Annotated in this window: 20 protein-coding genes, 1 tRNA gene and 1 riboswitch; of the genes, 5 read left to right on the top strand and 16 right to left on the bottom strand. The window is 74.9% G+C overall.

Annotated features, from left to right (window positions below; genetic code table 11):
• Nucleotides 1-75 precede the first annotated feature (75 nt).
• The 11 genes from KSNIM_RS17880 to KSNIM_RS17830 form a co-directional block, all read right to left on the bottom strand.
• A complete protein-coding gene (locus KSNIM_RS17880; RefSeq protein WP_263104206.1) occupies nucleotides 76-1,185 on the bottom strand; it encodes a cytochrome P450 family protein in 1,110 nt (369 codons plus the stop codon).
• Nucleotides 1,149-2,576: a cytochrome P450 gene (locus KSNIM_RS17875; protein WP_263104205.1), complete on the bottom strand. Its 1,428-nt coding sequence runs from the start codon at nucleotides 2,574-2,576 to the stop codon at nucleotides 1,149-1,151. Before KSNIM_RS17875 ends, KSNIM_RS17880 begins: the two co-directional genes overlap by 37 nt.
• Entirely contained in the window at nucleotides 2,573-3,175 is a 603-nt protein-coding gene (locus KSNIM_RS17870) for a GTP-binding protein (protein WP_263104204.1), read from the bottom strand. The genes KSNIM_RS17875 and KSNIM_RS17870 overlap by 4 nt, the downstream gene beginning before the upstream one ends.
• On the bottom strand, nucleotides 3,153-3,521 hold the full coding sequence (locus tag KSNIM_RS17865; RefSeq protein ID WP_263104203.1) for a DUF742 domain-containing protein: 369 nt from the start codon (nucleotides 3,519-3,521) through the stop codon (nucleotides 3,153-3,155). The genes KSNIM_RS17870 and KSNIM_RS17865 overlap by 23 nt, the downstream gene beginning before the upstream one ends.
• Nucleotides 3,518-3,931 carry a roadblock/LC7 domain-containing protein gene (locus tag KSNIM_RS17860; protein WP_263104202.1) on the bottom strand — a complete coding sequence of 138 codons (414 nt, stop codon included), beginning with the start codon at nucleotides 3,929-3,931 and terminating at the stop codon, nucleotides 3,518-3,520. The genes KSNIM_RS17865 and KSNIM_RS17860 overlap by 4 nt, the downstream gene beginning before the upstream one ends.
• Nucleotides 3,915-5,249, bottom strand: a complete 1,335-nt coding sequence (locus tag KSNIM_RS17855; protein WP_263108006.1) for a sensor histidine kinase — start codon at nucleotides 5,247-5,249, stop codon at nucleotides 3,915-3,917. The genes KSNIM_RS17860 and KSNIM_RS17855 overlap by 17 nt, the downstream gene beginning before the upstream one ends.
• A 112-nt stretch (nucleotides 5,250-5,361) precedes the next feature.
• Nucleotides 5,362-5,577 (bottom strand): hypothetical protein, encoded by a 216-nt coding sequence (locus tag KSNIM_RS17850; protein ID WP_263104201.1) that lies wholly within the window; start codon nucleotides 5,575-5,577, stop codon nucleotides 5,362-5,364.
• A 140-nt stretch (nucleotides 5,578-5,717) separates the two neighbouring features.
• Nucleotides 5,718-6,143 (bottom strand): PaaI family thioesterase, encoded by a 426-nt coding sequence (locus KSNIM_RS17845; protein WP_263104200.1) that lies wholly within the window; start codon nucleotides 6,141-6,143, stop codon nucleotides 5,718-5,720.
• 181 nt (nucleotides 6,144-6,324) lie between these two features.
• On the bottom strand, nucleotides 6,325-6,513 hold the full coding sequence (locus KSNIM_RS17840) for a hypothetical protein (RefSeq protein WP_263104199.1): 189 nt from the start codon (nucleotides 6,511-6,513) through the stop codon (nucleotides 6,325-6,327).
• Nucleotides 6,514-6,554: 41 nt separating this feature from the next.
• Nucleotides 6,555-7,121: a TetR/AcrR family transcriptional regulator gene (locus tag KSNIM_RS17835; RefSeq protein ID WP_263104198.1), complete on the bottom strand. Its 567-nt coding sequence runs from the start codon at nucleotides 7,119-7,121 to the stop codon at nucleotides 6,555-6,557.
• Entirely contained in the window at nucleotides 7,121-7,957 is an 837-nt protein-coding gene (locus KSNIM_RS17830; RefSeq protein WP_263104197.1) for an alpha/beta fold hydrolase, read from the bottom strand. Before KSNIM_RS17830 ends, KSNIM_RS17835 begins: the two co-directional genes overlap by 1 nt.
• A gap of 174 nt (nucleotides 7,958-8,131) precedes the next feature.
• Between KSNIM_RS17830 and KSNIM_RS17825 the strand changes: the two genes are divergently transcribed.
• Entirely contained in the window at nucleotides 8,132-8,341 is a 210-nt protein-coding gene (locus tag KSNIM_RS17825; protein WP_263104196.1) for a tautomerase family protein, read from the top strand.
• 43 nt (nucleotides 8,342-8,384) lie between these two features.
• On the opposite strand, the gene KSNIM_RS17820 is transcribed toward KSNIM_RS17825, so the two are convergent.
• Complete coding sequence (locus KSNIM_RS17820) at nucleotides 8,385-8,675, bottom strand: YiaA/YiaB family inner membrane protein (RefSeq protein ID WP_263104195.1); 291 nt, start codon at nucleotides 8,673-8,675, stop codon at nucleotides 8,385-8,387.
• Between the two features lie 248 nt (nucleotides 8,676-8,923).
• Nucleotides 8,924-9,065: riboswitch (cyclic di-AMP (ydaO/yuaA leader) on the top strand.
• 7 nt (nucleotides 9,066-9,072) lie between these two features.
• Between KSNIM_RS17820 and KSNIM_RS17815 the strand changes: the two genes are divergently transcribed.
• On the top strand, nucleotides 9,073-9,843 hold the full coding sequence (locus tag KSNIM_RS17815; protein WP_263104194.1) for a M23 family metallopeptidase: 771 nt from the start codon (nucleotides 9,073-9,075) through the stop codon (nucleotides 9,841-9,843).
• Between the two features lie 93 nt (nucleotides 9,844-9,936).
• Here the strand turns inward: KSNIM_RS17815 and KSNIM_RS17810 are convergent, their stop codons facing one another.
• Nucleotides 9,937-10,839: a hypothetical protein gene (locus KSNIM_RS17810; protein WP_263104193.1), complete on the bottom strand. Its 903-nt coding sequence runs from the start codon at nucleotides 10,837-10,839 to the stop codon at nucleotides 9,937-9,939.
• Between the two features lie 74 nt (nucleotides 10,840-10,913).
• Between KSNIM_RS17810 and KSNIM_RS17805 the strand changes: the two genes are divergently transcribed.
• The 3 genes from KSNIM_RS17805 (at nucleotide 10,914) to KSNIM_RS17795 (ending at nucleotide 13,192) form a co-directional block, all read left to right on the top strand.
• Nucleotides 10,914-11,528, top strand: coding sequence for a GNAT family N-acetyltransferase (locus KSNIM_RS17805; protein WP_263104192.1), 615 nt, complete (start codon nucleotides 10,914-10,916; stop codon nucleotides 11,526-11,528).
• An 83-nt stretch (nucleotides 11,529-11,611) separates the two neighbouring features.
• Nucleotides 11,612-12,340, top strand: a complete 729-nt coding sequence (locus KSNIM_RS17800; protein ID WP_263104191.1) for a sensor domain-containing protein — start codon at nucleotides 11,612-11,614, stop codon at nucleotides 12,338-12,340.
• 141 nt (nucleotides 12,341-12,481) lie between these two features.
• Nucleotides 12,482-13,192 (top strand): hypothetical protein, encoded by a 711-nt coding sequence (locus KSNIM_RS17795; RefSeq protein ID WP_263104190.1) that lies wholly within the window; start codon nucleotides 12,482-12,484, stop codon nucleotides 13,190-13,192.
• Here the strand turns inward: KSNIM_RS17795 and KSNIM_RS17790 are convergent.
• The 3 genes from KSNIM_RS17790 to KSNIM_RS17780 all read right to left on the bottom strand — a co-directional run.
• A complete protein-coding gene (locus tag KSNIM_RS17790; protein WP_263104189.1) occupies nucleotides 13,156-14,193 on the bottom strand; it encodes a hypothetical protein in 1,038 nt (345 codons plus the stop codon). The two genes, KSNIM_RS17795 and KSNIM_RS17790, sit on opposite strands and share 37 nt — an antisense overlap.
• A 502-nt stretch (nucleotides 14,194-14,695) precedes the next feature.
• A tRNA-Met gene (locus tag KSNIM_RS17785) sits at nucleotides 14,696-14,769 on the bottom strand.
• A 65-nt stretch (nucleotides 14,770-14,834) separates the two neighbouring features.
• On the bottom strand, nucleotides 14,835-15,444 hold a 610-nt coding region (locus tag KSNIM_RS17780; protein ID WP_263104188.1), incomplete at its 5' end, for a PrsW family intramembrane metalloprotease.

The following is a 15,444-nucleotide window of genomic DNA, read 5'->3' as shown; positions in this document are numbered from 1 at the left end:
CGCGCAGTTCCCCACGCCCCTGAACCGCCCCCCCGAGCGCCCTCTGAAGACCGCTCCTGGCGGGGCCGGACGGCGTCAGCCGACCCGCACCGGCAGCTTCCGCACGCTGTTGGAGACGAACGAGGCGATCGGCTCGGGGGCCGGCCCGTCCGCCGCCACCAGCGTCGGGTAGCGGCCGAACAGGCCGCGCAGCGCGGTCTCCGCCTCCAGCCGGGCCAGCCCGGCGCCCAGGCAGAAGTGCGGCCCGTGCCCGAAGGACAGGTGCCGCGACGGCGCCCGGGTGAGGTCGAACCGGTCCGCCTCCGGGTGGTGCCCGGAGTCCCGCCCGGCGGCCGCGTACGAGGCCAGCAGCGCCTCGCCGCGGCGGATCAGCACCCCGCCGACCGCGATGTCCTCGGCCGCGTAGCGCAGCGGGAACTGGCCGACCGGCGAGTCGTAGCGCAGCGTCTCCTCGACCACCGCCGACCAGGTGGCCTTCCCGTCCAGCACCAGCCGCAGCTGGTCCGGGTGGGCCAGCAGCGCCCGCACCGCGTTGGTGATCAGGTTCAGCGTGGTCTCGTGCCCGGCCACCAGCATCAGCAGCAGGGTGCCCACCAGCTCCTGCTCGGAGAGCCGGTCGCCCTCCTCGCGGGCGGCGATGAGGTCGGTGGTGAGGTCGTCGCCCGGCTTCTCCCGCTTGGCGGCGATCACCGAGCCGAGCAGCGCGAACAGGCCCTGCTGGGCCGCGATCGCGGCCTGCGGGGTCGCCGAACTGGACACCAGGGTGTCGGACAGTTCGTGCAGCCCGTCCTGCTGCTCCACGTCCAGGCCGAGGAGTTCGCCGATGACCTGCATCGGCAGCGGGTAGGCGAAGTGCTCCCGCAGGTCGAACTCGCCCTCCAGCCCGGCCAGTCGGTCGAGCAGCCGTTCGGCGCGGGCCTCGATCGCGGGCGCGAGCTCGGCGATCCGGCGCGGGGTGAACGCCTGGGTGACCAGGCCGCGCAGCCGTCGGTGGTCGGCGCCGTCCGCGGTGACCATGCCGGGCACCGTGACGAAGTTGAGCAGCGGCCAGCCCTCGGGCAGCCGACCCTCGCGGAAGGTCGTCCACAGCTGCGCGTTCTTGCCGACCCGCGGGTCGGCGAGCAGCTCCTGCAGGGTGTCGTGGTGGGTTATCGCCCAGACCACCACCCCGCCAGGGAGTTCCACCAGGACCGCCGGCCCGGCTTCCCGGAGGAGGGCGTTCTCGGTGTGCTGGTCGCGTCCGAAGGGGTCGAGTCTGACGGGGGCGGGACGGTCGGCGGTGTCCATGTCGGCCTTTCGGACGCGGCGGCGGGGCGGGGCGGGGTGAACGCGCTGTAGAGCACCGGCAGGTCGACCAGGGCGCGCGACCAGGGCGACGGCCGCCACTTCAACTCGGCCGCCGGCACCGCGAGCTGCAGGTCGGGCAGCCGGTGCAGCAGGGTCTCGACGGCGGTCTCGACGATCAGCCGCGCCGGGTGCTGGGCCGGGCAGACGTGCCGCCCGGCACCCCAGGCGAGGTGGGCCCGGTTGCCGCCGATGCCGTCCGGGCCGTGCACCGCCGGGTCGGCGTTCGCCCCGGCGAGGCCGAGCACCAGCATGTCGCCGGCGCTGATGTACTGGCCGCCGAGCACGGTGTCGCCGGTCGCCCACCGGCCGGGGAAGTTCTGCGTCGGCGGGTCGCGCCAGAGCACCTCGTCCAGCGCGTCAGAGACGCTGAGCCGGCCGCCGGTCAGGGTGGAGCGGAACCGGCGGTCGGTCAGCAGCAGCCGCAGCGCGTTGCCCGTCCAGTTGATGGTGGTCTCGTTGCCCGCGACCAGGATCACCACGAGGTGGTGCACCGCCTCCTCGTCGGTGAGGCCCGCCTGGTGCGCCAGCAGCCAGGAGGTGAGGTCGGCGCCGGGCTGCTCGCGGCGGCGCCGCACCAGGTCGACCAGGATCGCCTGGAATTCGGCGTTGGCCCGCACCGACTTCTCGCTGCTGTCGACGAAGTGGCTGATCAGCTCGATCAGGTGGGGGCCGGCCTCGGCGGGCAGGCCGAGCAGCTGGGTGAAGACCAGCAGCGGCAGCCTGCGGGCGTACTGGGCGATCAGGTCGGCGGTGCCGTCCGGGCCCCAGCCGTCGATCAGTGCGTTGGCCGCCGCCTCGGTGGTGGTGCGCAGCTGCCGGTGGTCGATCCGGGCCAGGGTGTCGGCGACTGCGGCGCGCAGCCGCTGGTGCTCGGCGCCGTCCAGGTTGAGCAGGGTGGGCCGCCAGGCGGTCATCGGCAGCAGCCTGGAGTCCGCGGCGAGCCGGCACTCCCTGGCGACCCGCCAGCGCCGCGAGTCCTTGGAGAACAGCGCCTCGTTGCGGGTGAGTTCGAGCAGCTCCGGGTAGCCGAGGACGAGCCAGGCCTCCACGCCGGGCTCCAGCTCGATCGGCGCGACCGGCCCGTACTGCTCGCGGAGCCGGGCGTACAGGCCGTGCGGATCGTCGGAGACCGCCTGGCCGTACAGCGGCGCGGGGCGGCCGCCGCCGGCCTGGTGCATCGGGCAGCCCGGCGGCGGCACCGGCCCGGTCTCCGGCAGGGGGGTGGTCATGGCTGGAGCTCCAGTACGGCGGTGGCGTGCAGATGGGCGACGAAGTCGATCAGCACGTCGTAGGCGGCCTGCCGGTCGCGGGCGTCGCAGTGCAGGATCGGCACGTCGGGCAGCAGGTCGAGCGCGTCGCGCAGCTCCTGCTCGGAGTGGTGCACGGTGTCCGGGAAGACGTTGACCGCGACGGCGAACGGGATTCCCTGCTCCTCGAGTTGGCCGAGCACGTCGAAGCTCTCACCGATCCGGCGGGTGTCCACCAGGGCGATCGCGCCGAGCGCGCCGCGCGAGAGGTCCTCCCACAGCGGCCAGAAACGCTGCTGGCCGGGAGTGCCGAACAGGTAGAGCGCGAGCTGCGGGTTGAGGGTGATCCGGCCGAAGTCGAGGGCGACGGTGGTGGTGGTCTTGCCCGTCCGGCCGGTGAGGTCGTCGATGCCGACGCCGGCCGCGGTCATGGTCTCCTCGGTGCGCAGCGGCGCGATCTCGCTGAGCGACCCGACGAGGGTGGTCTTGCCGACGCCGAAGGGGCCGGTGACGAGGACCTTGACGGCGCCCTGCACGGTGGAGGGCAGATAGGACGGCTCAGCGGAGTTGGCGGAGGCCAACGAGTACCTCCTCGAGGAGCGACGTGGGCAGGCGCTCGGCCTGCGGGACGTCCGGCGGCCGGTGGACGGCGGTCGCCGGGGGCAGGACCTGGACGGCGCCGAGGTCCCAGAGATCGCCGACCAGTACCTTCACCACGCTGAGCGGCAGGTGCAGGTGGGCGGCGATCTCGGCGATCGCGAGCAGCCGCCCGCAGAGCGCCAGGATGCGCTGGTGTTCCCGGTTGAGCTCGGCCTCGCCGGTGTCGGCCCCGGGCACGGTGGAGACCAGGCTCTCCAGTGCCAGGACGTTCCGGCTGGGCCGGCTCCGGCCGCCCGTGATCACGTACGGCCGGACCGGGCCGCTCACCGCGCGTCCCCGGCCGCCTGCTCGATCCGGGGCGGACTGGTCAGGTGGGTGCCGATCCGCTCGACCATCACCTGCATCTGGTAGGCAACCAGCCCGGCGTCGACCGCCTCACCGGTGACCACCGCGAGGTGGGCGCCGGCGCCGGCCGCGACGATGAACAGGTAGCCGCCGCCGTACTCGACGACGATCTGCCGGGTCGCGCTGCCCGGCCCGCCGAAGCCCTGCGCCACGCCGCGGGCGAGCGACTGCAGTCCGGAGCAGGCGGCGGCGAGCCGTTCGGCGTCGTCACGGCCGATCCTGGCACTGCGGCCGATCTCCAGGCCGTCGTTGGACACCACGACGGCGTGCCGTACCTCGGGAACGGCGACGATGTCCGCGAGAAGCCAGCCGAGATCAGGATTGGTGGTCATAGAACTCTCCTGCGCGCAGGGGGTGTTGGGGGGAGGCGGGAAGCGTCCCGGTCGGCCCGGGGGCGGGCTCGGCCGGAGTGCCGTGCTGCTGGTCCTGCTGGTCCTGCTGGTGCTGCGGATTCTGCTGGTCCTGAACGGTGCGGCCGGTCGCCGACCGGCCGCTGGCGGTGCCGGCCTGGAAGAGCGCCATGAAGGCCTGCGCTTCCCGGGCCGAGCGCTGCGGTACGGCGGCGGGCTGCTCGGTGGCGTGCCGTCCGGGCGCGGGGGCGGCGCGGCGGCGATTGGTGCGGCGCGGGAGTGTGCCGTCGGCGGGCGCTGCCTGCGGGGCCGGTGCCGCGGCGGGGGCTGCGGTGGCAGCCGGTGTCGGTGTCGGTGTCGGTGCCGGTGCCGGGGGTGCCGGGGCGACGGCGGCCGGGACGGTCGGCGACTGCGGCAGCGGCTCGGTGAGCAGCGCGTTCGGCAGCAGGAGGACCACCCGCACGCCGCCGTACGGCGAGGGCGCGGAGCTGAGCGTGACCCGGAACCCGTACTGCTCGGCCAGCCGGCCGACCGCGGCGAGGCCCAGCTGCGGCACCTCGCCCAGCCGGGAGACCTCCAGCCCGCCCCCGCCGGCCAGCGCCGCGGCGGCCTTGTCCACCGCGCCCTCGGGCATGCCGACACCGGCGTCGTCGATCTCGATCACGGCGCCGTTGTGCACCGGCATCAGCGTGACGAACACCTGGGTGCTGGGCGGGGAGTAGCGGGTGGCGTTGTCCAGCAGCTCGGCGACCGCGTGGATCAGCGCCTCCGCGGCGGCGCCGACCACCGCGGTCTCCATCCGGCTGCGCACCACGACGCGCTGGAAGGGGAGGATGCGCGACTGGGCGCCGCGGACGACGTCCTCCAGCGCGACCGGCTCGGGCCAGTGCCGCCCTGCCCGGGCCCCGCACAGCACCGCCAGGGTCTGGGCCAGCCGGGCCTGTTGGGCGGCGGCGTGGTCGGCCTTGAGCAGCCCCTCCAGCAGCACGGGGTCGTCGTGGTTGCGCTCCATCTCGTCCAGCCCGGCCTGCTGGTCGTGAGCCATCACCAGGATGCGGCGGGCGACGCTGAGGAAGGCGCGCTGGGTGCCGGCGGTGAGCTCCTGCTCGCGCTGGACGGCCGCGCTCTCGGCGCTGCGCCGGGCCAGCTCGCCGGCCAACCGGCCGCGCAGCGAGTCGAGTTCGTGCTGCTGCTCGTCGAGCCGGCGGCGCAGGGTGCGGGTGACGGCCCGGTACCTCGCGGCGGTCAGGACCGCGGGGACGGCGAGGACAACGGCTGCCGCTGCGCACCACTGAGACATCGTCACGCGGCGAATTCTAGGATGATGATCCTACGTATGTGTGAACAGATCACCGGAATGGTGATCTGAACGCGTCAATCGCGCGGATTGCCGCATGATGACGCGTCAATCCTCACTGGCCGTCGACCTCGCCGTAGGGCTCCTGGGAGCGCGCCGGCACCGGCCGCAGGGTGCGCAGTCCGCGGGCCACCGCGACCGCGCGGCGCAGCGCGGCGACCGCGCCGGTACCGGGCTCGGCGGCGGCCGGGACGACCGGCGGCTCGACCGGCGGGCGCTGGCCGGGGATGAGCCGGGTGGCGGGCACGGTGCTGCGGGCCGTCTGCGTCATCTCTCCACGTCCTCCGTGTTCCTGCCGGCTGGCGCCGGACCGGGGCCGGTGCGGGCCGTCCACTTCCAGGCCTACCCCGCCGGACGGCAGCCGGTGTCCCGATTCGGTGACAGTGTTGTTCCGCTCGGCGCCGGCCGCGGTCACGGGGCGTGCTCCACGGCGATCATCGTGCCCTGGAGCAGCGCGACCTCCTTGCCGGGGACGCCGCCGGTGACCGATCGCACCTCGGCGCCGACCACGGTGACGGTCCGTCCGCTGCGGACGACGGTGCCGGTGGCCCGCAGCCGCTCGCCCACCCCGGGGCTGAGCAGGTTGAGCTTGAACTCCACGCTCAGTACGTCCTTGCCCTCGGGCATCAGGGAGAGCGCGGCCGCCCCGGCCGCCGCGTCGGCGAGCGTGGAGATGGCGCCGGCGTGCACGAACCCGTTCTGCTGGGTCACCCCGGGCCGCACGGGCAGGTCGAGCACCACGCGGCCGCGGGACAGCTCGACGATCTCCACCCCCAGGGTCGCCAGCATCGGCTGGCCGTCGAGGTTGCTGCGGAGTCGGTCGGTGAGGGTGTCCATGGCGCGGTCCTGGTGCGGGGCGGAGTGTTCCAGCACCTTCCGTCGCGGACCCGTCCCGCGTCAACCCGGTGGGCCCGTGCCGGAGAGCACACCGGGGCGGCCCCGGACAGCACGGAGGCCCGCGCCGGTCGGCGCGGGCCCGTGGGGGTGCGGAGAGCGGGCGGCGGCGGGCCGCCCGGGCTCAGGCGAGGTCGGCGTTCTCGGCGGCCTGCTCGGCGGCGGCGGCGGTGTCCGGGAGTTCGGTGCCGGTGACCGTCCTGGCGTCACCGGTGCGGTGCTGCGGCGCGTCGGCGTGGGCGCTCGGGGCGGTCAGCGAGGCGACGACGCCGACGGCGAGCGAGGCAAAGGCGAGCATGCTGCGCTTCTTCATGCCCTGCACAACGCGCGGGGCGCCGCCGGGTCACGGGCGGTTCAGCGCGGCCAGTCGCGCAGGCCCGCGACCAGCACCCCGGTGAGCCGCTGCCGGGTGGTCGCGACGTCCTCGGCCAGCCGGAACCCGCCGGCGGTGCTCAGCGAGGCGAAGCCGTGCGCCGCGGCGCGGACCGTCCGGGTGGCGTGGATCAGCTCGGAGCCGGCCAGTCCGTAGCCACGCAGCACCGCCAGGATCACCTCGACCAGCCGGCCGGCCGCCGCGGTCGACGCCGGGTCGTCCTGCGGCGCCTGCGGCAGGGCCGCGTAGCGGTGGGGGTACTGCACCGCGTACTCGACGTAGGCGTCGATCAGCGCGGCCAGCGCCTCGTCGCCGCCGCGGCCGAGGACCGCCCGGGAGAGCCGCTCGGTCAGCTCGTCGGTGACCCGGACGGCGATCAGCCGGCGCAGCTCGGCCAGTCCGCCGGTGACGTGCTTGTAGAGCGAGGGGGTGGCCACCCCCGCCCGGCCGGCGACAGCGGCCAGGGTGAGGGCCTCGGGGCCCTGCTCGTCGACGAGTTCCACCGCGCGGTCGACGACGGCGGCGGGGGTCAGTCCGGCCCGGGGCATCAGGCGACCTCGTTCACTTCGGTCAGGAAGGGCAGCAGGGCGTCGGCGGTGGCCTGCGGGTACCCGGCCATCGGGTAGTGGCCGCCGCCCTCGATGATCACCGTACGCCCCCGCAGGGCCCGGGCCTGCCGCTCGGCGACCGTCGCCGGGTCGGGGAAGTCCGGGTCCCGGCTGCCCATGACGACCAGGGCCGGGCACTGCACGTCGGCGCCCCAGCCGGTCGGCGCGGAGTCGCCGCGGACGTAGCCGCGGACCGCCCGGCGGCGCCCCGGCTGCTTCAGGGCGGCGACCAGCCGGGCCCGGTAGGCGTCGAAGTCCGCCGGGCGCGCGGTCGGGAAGTAGAACTTCTGGGCCGCGCCCCACAGTGCGGGGAACCAGGTGACGGCCGGGCCGAGCAGGCCGACCATCGCCTTCTGCAGCAGGTTCGGCGGGAAGTTCTCGAAGAAGGCGTCGACCAGGACGATCCCGGCGACCCGCTCCGGCGCGTCCGCGGCGACCCGGACGACCGTGGCGCCGGTGTACGAGCTGCCGACCAGCACCGCGCGCTCGATGCCCAGGTGGTCGAGCAGGGCGCGGACGTCGCCGGCGATCGCGGTCGGCGAGTAGTCGTCCCATGCCGTCGAGGACTCGCCGAGGCCGCGCAGGTCCATGGTGATCACCCGGTGTCCGGCGGCCGTGAGCAGCGGGTGCAGGTGCCGGTAGGCCGCCCGCAGGTCGAGCATCCCGGGGAGCAGGACGACGGGGGTGCCGGTGCCCTGCTCGGTGTCGTCGTACGCCAGGCGACCACCGGGGACGTCCAGGTGGCGGGTCTGCAGGGCGTGCTGGGTGTCGTTCACGGCCGGCCTCCTTGGCCTCACTGACGCGGCTGATTGCCTGTAGCCATAAAGCTACGGCTAATAGCCTTAGCCGTCAAGGGGCGGTTCCGCCGGGCTGCGGTACGTTTCGGCGGGGCCGCGGGGCCGCGGGACCGCGGGACCGAGAGGCCGAGAGACCGAGAGACCGGAGGCGTCATGCCCCTCATCACCGTCAAGCAGCTGGCCGGCCGCACCGAGCAGCAGCGCGCCGAGATCGCCCGCGAGCTCACCGCCGCCTACGCCCGGGCCACCGGCATGGACCCGGAGAAGGTCTGGGTGGTCGTCGAGGAGATCCCGGCCGAGAACTGGGCGGCCGGCGGCGAGACCTTCGCCGCCAAGCAGGCCCGCGCCGCCTCCGCCGGCTGACCGTCGCGGGCCGGGCCGCGCGGACGTCGGCCCGGAGGTCGGCTCAGAGGTTGTCCGCACGGAACGGGTCGTGCTCGGCCAGCAGCTTGTCCAGCCTGGCCTGGTCGACCCGGGACACCAATTCGCCGGCGTCCTGGCGGTCGCGGACCACCTTGGCCAGCGTGAACGAGGACGTGATCACGTACAGCAGGGCGACCGCCAGGAAGGCGCGCATCCAGGCGTCCACCGGGAGGCGGGCGATCCCGATCGCCAGGGCGGCCGTGGCGAGGGCGAAGGACAGGACGGCCTGCACGTAGTAGGCGGCCGTGGTGCGGGACTGCATCGGTGCGCTCATGCCTTGCAGGGTCCCGGAGCCGCCCCGGGCCCGCATGAGTACGGATACTCACCCCGGAGGGGTCGATCACCCTCCGTCAGAGCCCGATTCGCAATCCATGGCAAATCACCCATCTCGCGCGTAGCCCTTACGAATCCACCGCCGCAGACGCTTGGAATCAAGGCAGGCATACCATTAACGTTTGATAACGCAGCGCGGTCGGCAACGCCGTACCGACACGGCACCGTGCGCGTGTCGCTCAATCCCGCGGTCTGCCTTCGCCGGTGGCCCGAGGGAGCCGGGGAACCACCTTCCTTGGGGTGAATCGGCCGGGCCGGTGGCCCAGCCGTAGGAGACCTTCCTGCTCCGAACCCGTCAGCTAACCCGGTCGGCGAGGGAAGGAAAGGAGTGCGCCCCCGTGGCGTCGACGCACTCGGCGGAGTCCACCGCCGCAGCCACCCAGCTCCTCGACAACCCCTGGGAGCAGGCCGACCAGGCCCGCCACCGGATGCCCCGGCAGACCAGGGGCGGCAACCCGCTGCTGGGTGTCACCGCCACCGTGGCCGCCACCCTCGGCGCCGCCGGCATGACCGCGGCCGCCGCCGGCCCCGCCGCCGCAGCGGAACCCTCCGTGAGCGTGCCCGACCAGGCCGCCGACTCCGCCGACCCGGGCCTCGCCCTCTTCGCCCGCATCCAGCAGCAGGCCGACCACCGCACCGCCGCCGACGAGGCCGCCCGCCTCGCCGCCGCCCAGGAGGCCGAGGCGCGCCGCGCCGTCCAGGCCGCCGTGGAGGCCACCGCGCTCGCCCTGCCCACCTCCGGCTACACCCTCGGCGCCCAGTACGGCCCCGGCGGCCACTGGGCCCACCTGCACACCGGCCTCGACTTCCAGGCCGCCACCGGCACCCCCGTCACCGCCGTCGGCGCCGGCACCGTCACCTCGGCGGGCTGGGCCGGCTCCTACGGCTACCGCATCGTCGAGACCCTGCCCGACGGCACCGAGATCTGGTACTGCCACCTCAACCGGCTCGCGGTCACCGACGGCCCGGTCGAGCGCGGCACCGTCCTCGGCGCGGTCGGCGCCACCGGCAGCGTCACCACCCCCCGCCTCCACCTGGAGGTCCGTCCCGGCGGCGGCGCCCCCGTCGACCCCCTCGGCTGGCTCCGCTCCCACGGCGTCCAGCCGTAAGTCCACCCAGCGCCGCAGGGCTCTGCAGCGGTCACCCCGGGGCAAGGGGTCCGCAGCGCTCACCCCACGCGCCCCTGACGGGCCTGCCCCGGGTCAAGCAGCCCCCCCGTGCCCCTCCTGGTCTTCCTGCCTTGCTGCGGCGTAGGCCTCCAGTTCGGCGGTGCCCGGTTCGGGGGCGAGGTCCGGGTATTCGGTGACCAGCAGGGCGGGCAGCCCCGGTACCGTCCACTGCCCGCACAGCCACAGCGCGACGTCCGCCACGACCTGCTCGAAGTCCTCGAACTCCCCCCGCAGTTCGTACGGCATGGGCTCGCCCATGGCGGTCAGCGCCGCCAGGTTGCGGTAGCTGCGCTGCATCAGCCCGTACTCCAGCAGCCGCCGTGCCCCGTCCGTCGCCATGCCGATCGACAGCAGGTGTGCCTCGCCCCAGCCCAGTGCGGCGTCCGCCCCGGTCATCGGGTCGAGCACGCCGCGGTCGACCAGTGCCGCGTACGCCGCCGCCCGTTCCGCGGGCTCCAGTGTGCGGAAGCCGTCCAGCCAGGCCCGGACCGCGTCGGTGTCCGCGGTGTCCACCCCGTCCGTACGCAGCAGCAGGGTGTAGAGCCGGGGCCAGGTCAGCAGCTGCGGCCGCCGCAGCAGCGTCGCGAGCAGTTCGCCCTGCCACTCGGCCTCGGCGTGCAGCCGCTCCTGCCGCTTGGCGTTCAGCCGCCGGGCCGCCCGCTGGTGGTCGATCAGCAGCTGGACGGTCGCGCCGTACGCGCCGGGGTCGCCCTCCGGCTGGACGTACAGGTGGAGCCGTTCGTGCAGCAGCTGCTCCAGCACGGCCGAGCCGAGTTCGGGCCAGCCGTCGTGCAGCGGTGCGCCGCCGAGCTCCAGTAGGGCCAGGACCTGCTGTACTGCCTCCTCCGGCACCGCGGGCAGGCCCTCGGCGTCCGCCCAGGCGATCAGGTCCTCGGCGCGGGTACGGGGGATGAGCTGCAGGTCTTCGTCGTTCACGCCGGTACCGTAGCCGGTGCGGAGGCCGGCGCGCGGCATCCGGGCCTGCCGCGGGCCGGGTAGGGTCGGCGGCCATGACAGCCGAACAGGCCCGGACGGTCCGCCAGGTCCGCCTGGCCGGGCCACGCCTGGCGATCCGCGAGTTCCGGCTCGACCCGGAGGACGTCCACGCCCTGCACACCGTCCTCGGCGACCCTCAGACCGTCCGCCACCTCGGGTACGAGGTGTGCGACGAGGAGGGGTGCGCCGACCAGATCGAGCTGGGCCTCGACGAGGCGGAGCAGGATGCGCGCACCGTCTACCGGCTCGCCGTGACTCTGCCGGACCGGGGCGGGGAGGCCCCGCCGATCGGCCAGGCGGTGCTCGAACTCGAGGGCACCCGGGCCGCCTCCCTCGGCTGTGTGCTGCGCCGGGACACCTGGGGCCGGGGCTACGCCGGCGAAGTCCTGGCGCTGCTCTGCGGGTTCGGCTTCGAGACGCTCGGCCTGCACCGACTCGCCGCCCGGGTCGACCCGGAGAACCCGGCCTCGGTGCGCGTCCTCACCCGGGCCGGTTTCCGCCCGGAGGGCCGGATCCGGCACGACCTCCTGGTGCGCGGCGACTGGCGCGACTCGCTGCTGTTCTCGCTGCTGGAGGACGAGTGGGTGCGGCCCGCCGCAGCACGGGGGTGGGGAGAACCCCACCCCTGAGCCGCCGGCGGGCCGGATTACCCCGGGCGCTCCGCTCCGGCACCGTGGAGTCGTCAGTCCGAACGGACACCGAGGGGCCACAGATGACCACCGCACCGCTGCACCAGACCGCACCGCTGCACCAGACCGCCGGGCCGTACCCGGGCGAGGCGCCCGCCGAGCGCCGGCCCGGCTTCCTGCGGGCGCCGTTCGCGGCCGCCACCTACCGGGAGATCGGCTTCGTCCTCACCGGCCTGCCGGTCGCGATCGCCGCCTTCACCGTCGCCGTCACGCTCTTCTGCACCGGGCTCGGCCTGCTGGTCACCGCACTCGGCCTGCCGGTCCTGGCGCTGCTGCTCGTGCAGGCCCGCGGCTTCGGCGCGCTGGAGCGGCACCGGGCCCGTGTGCTGCTCGGCACGCCGGTCGCCGCCCCGGCGCCCGTCCTCGCGAAGCGCCCCGGCTTCTGGGGCACCGTCACCGCCCGGCTCGCCGACGGCGCGGGCTGGCGCGCGGTGCTGTACCAGGTGCTGATGTTCCCCTGGGCGGTGCTGAGCTTCGTCGTCACCGTGACCTTCCTGGTCACCGGCTGGGTGGTCGCGCTGTACCCGCTCTACCACTGGGTCTTCGCCCGGTACACCGACTGGCCGGGCTACCGGGTGTACGACTTCACCACCGGTGCCGGGCGGCACCACGAGCTCTACATCACCACGCCCGCCCAGATCGCCGGCACCTGTGCCCTCGGCATCCTGCTGGTGCTGCTCACCCCGCTGCTGGTCCGCGGTCTCACCGGGGTCAACCGGCTCGCCGTCCGCGGCCTGCTCGGCGGCCGCTGATCGGCCCTGCAGTGGAGGCCCCGCGGGCCCCGCGACCCCCGGAGCGCCCGGATGCGGGCCGCCGGGGGCCGTGGTCCGATGAGGCCGTACCGCGCCCCGGCACCTGCCCGGGGCGCACCGCCGTCCGCGAGGGGAGCCGCCGTGCTGGTGACGTCCCGTCCGCTCGACGAGTACTGCACGTCCTTCGGCCTCAGCCGGGCCGGGCTGCGCGGCCTGCCCGGGCCGCTGCTGGACTGCCCCGGCGGCGCCGCCGGGCTCGCCGCCGAGGCCCGCGCACTCGGCTGCCGGGTGGTCGCCGCCGACCCGCTGTACGCGGCGCCGCCCGCGGTGCTCGCCGGCCTCGCGCTCGCCGGCCGGGACGCCATGGCCGCACGGATGCGCAGCACCCCGCAGCGGTACCCCTCCGCCCGCCACCTGCGGCACGACAAGTACCTGCGCAGCTGGGACCGGGCCCGGGAGCTCTTCGCGGCCGACCGCGCCGCCCACCCCGAGCGCTACGTGGCCGCGGAGCTGCCCCGGCTGCCGTTCGCCGACGGGACCTTCGCGCTCACCCTCAGCTCCTACCTGCTGTTCGCCTATCCGGAGCGGTTCGGCCCGGACGAGCAACTGGCCGCCCTGCTCGAACTGGTCCGGGTGACCGACCCTGCGGGCGAGGTCCGCGTCCACCCGCTGCACGACGGGGACGGGCGGCGCTGCCCGCACCTCGACGGGCTCCGGGCCGCACTCGGCCGGCACGGTGTGGCCAGCGAGATCACCGTGCGGCCGGCCGGCGGGCTGAACCGCCGGGTACTGCGGCTACGGGCCGTCCGCCGCCGTCAGGGGACGCCCGGTCCCTCCGGCGCCTGCACCTGAGCCGGGATCGCCGGCACCTTCGCGGTCTGCGGGCCGCCGGCCGCTCCGCGGTCAGCCCCGTCCGGGCCGCTCGGGCCGCTCGGGCTGCCGTCGTCGCCGGCCGCCGGGGCGGGCACCCGCCGCAGGACCTCCTCGGCGACCGCGCGGCGCCGAGAGTAGGGCGGCACGTTCCGGGTGTTGCGGACCTTGTAGGCGACGGCCGCGCGCAGTGCCGCCCGCTGTTCCGCGGTGAGCTCGGACCGGCCGAGCATCGCCTTGGCGGCGAGCAGGGCCTGCAGCAGTTCGAAGGGCGACAGGTGCCGGTCGACGGCCGAGACGACGAGGTCCAGGTTCTCCGGGTCGGGCTTGCCCTGCAGCAGGGCGAGTGCCTGCACCCGCAGACCCTCGACGCCGGTCTCGAAGAGGTCGCGCACCTGCCGGGGTGTGAAGTTCAGCGACTCGGCGGCCAGCACCGTCTGGTTCACCGAGTCGGCGAGGGTCTGCCGGTCGGCGGCGGACAGCGCCCGGGCGAGCAGCAGCCGGGTCAGCAGCCAGCCCGCGAGGAAGCCGAGGACGGTGAAGTACACCGAGAGCGCCGCCGCGAAGCCGGCCGCGCCGGGCCCACCGCCGACCGCCGGGGCGAGCGCCTCGCCGAGGTCCCTCAGCCGGCGCGGCAGGGTGCCGATCTGGGTGAGTCCGGCACCGAGCAGGATCTTGGTCAGCCAGTCGGAGACCTGCTCCAGATTGGTGTTGGGGGCGTAGCTCGCGGTCGAGGTCGCGGACTGGTCGTCCGGATGCGCCGCCGCCCCGCTGGTCAGCAGCTTGGGGATGCCGAAGAGGAAGCCGAGCAGGCCGCCGCCGACCGCGAAGGTCGCCGCGACCACCAGGCCGCCGCCGAGCGCCCGCACTCCGTGCTCGCTCGCCAGGGCGTACAGCACCAGGCCGATCAGCCCGGCACCCACCACCCCGGCCAGCCCGATCCGCACCGCCGGCACCGGCTGTCCGCCGCGCTCCAGCTCCACCCGAGCCACCCCCACCCGTCCCCTGCGGTCCGCAGTGACTGTAGCGGACCGCCCGGTCACTCCGGGAGGTCACCGCACCGGGGGCGGCCGCGACTCCGTAGCGGGAGGGCCCGGACATGCAGACGGCCCGCGGGCTGCTTTCCTCGGCGCCGGTCCGCAAGGGACCTGCGGCCGAGGCACCGGGGATGTACCGGTGAGCCCGCGGGCCGGGTGACTGCTTGGGTCTGCGCCTGCCGCCGGAGGCCGTTCGGCCCCGCACACTGCACAGGCAGGGGCGGCTCTAGCGAGCAGCCACCTCACGCATCCTGGTGGTACTCAACTCAGGATCACCTCCTTTCAGTGTGCGGCCACCTTAGGCACGCGCTCCGGAGGAGGGCAATGGATTTTCCGGGTATCGCCGGTACCCGCCTGGCAGGGCCCGGAGGAACCCGGAGCGGCACCGTGCGTGCGCGGACACGACGAAGGCCCGGCAGAGAATCTGCCGGGCCTTCGTGCTACTGAGTAGCGGGGACAGGATTTGAACCTGCGACCTCTGGGTTATGAGCCCAGCGAGCTACCGAGCTGCTCCACCCCGCGTCGGTGAACCCAACACTACGTGACGGGCGCGCGGAAGGGAAATCCATTCCTCCCGGGGGCGCCGTTCACCCGTCCGGCAGGGTGCGGGCGGGTTGTCGGGCGCGCCGGGCGCGGGCCCAGACCGACAGGCAGACCAGGGTCGCGAAGGCGGGCACCATGACCAGCCCGTAGATCAGCAGGAAGCCGTCCGTGCCGAGGCTCGCGGCGCCGTTCCACACCCCGTGCAGGCCGATCGCCGCGACCAGGCCCACCGGGGCGGCGAGCCGGGCGAGCCAGCGCCGCCCGGTGGTGAGGGTGATCGCCACCCCGAGGCCGGTCAGGGCGGTGAACAGCGGATGCGCGAAGGGCGACAGCAGGGCCCGCAGCACGAAGGTGTGCACGGTGGAGTCGAAGTCGCGCAGGGTCGGCGGCTCGCCGAAGCCGATGGAGTCCAGCCGGGACTGCTGGTCGTCGGTGAAGGCACGGCCCAGGTAGAGGGCGTTCTCGGTGAAGGCGAAGCCGCAGGCGGTGATCGCGCCGAGGACGATGCCGGCGGCCAGCGTCCGCGGGCTCGACCGGGCCCGCGGATGGGCGCGGTCGCCCGGCCCGGGCAGCACCGGCGGGCGGAAGTACGGCAGCGGCCGCAGGTGCGGCCGTATCCGCGGCAGCGCGCCGCGCGGGCGGCGCGGCCCGGGG

This window comes from Kitasatospora sp. DSM 101779, assembly GCF_025655475.1.
In the GTDB taxonomy this organism is placed as follows: Bacteria; Actinomycetota; Actinomycetes; order Streptomycetales; family Streptomycetaceae; genus Kitasatospora.
This window is presented reverse-complemented; position numbering and strand designations above follow the sequence as displayed.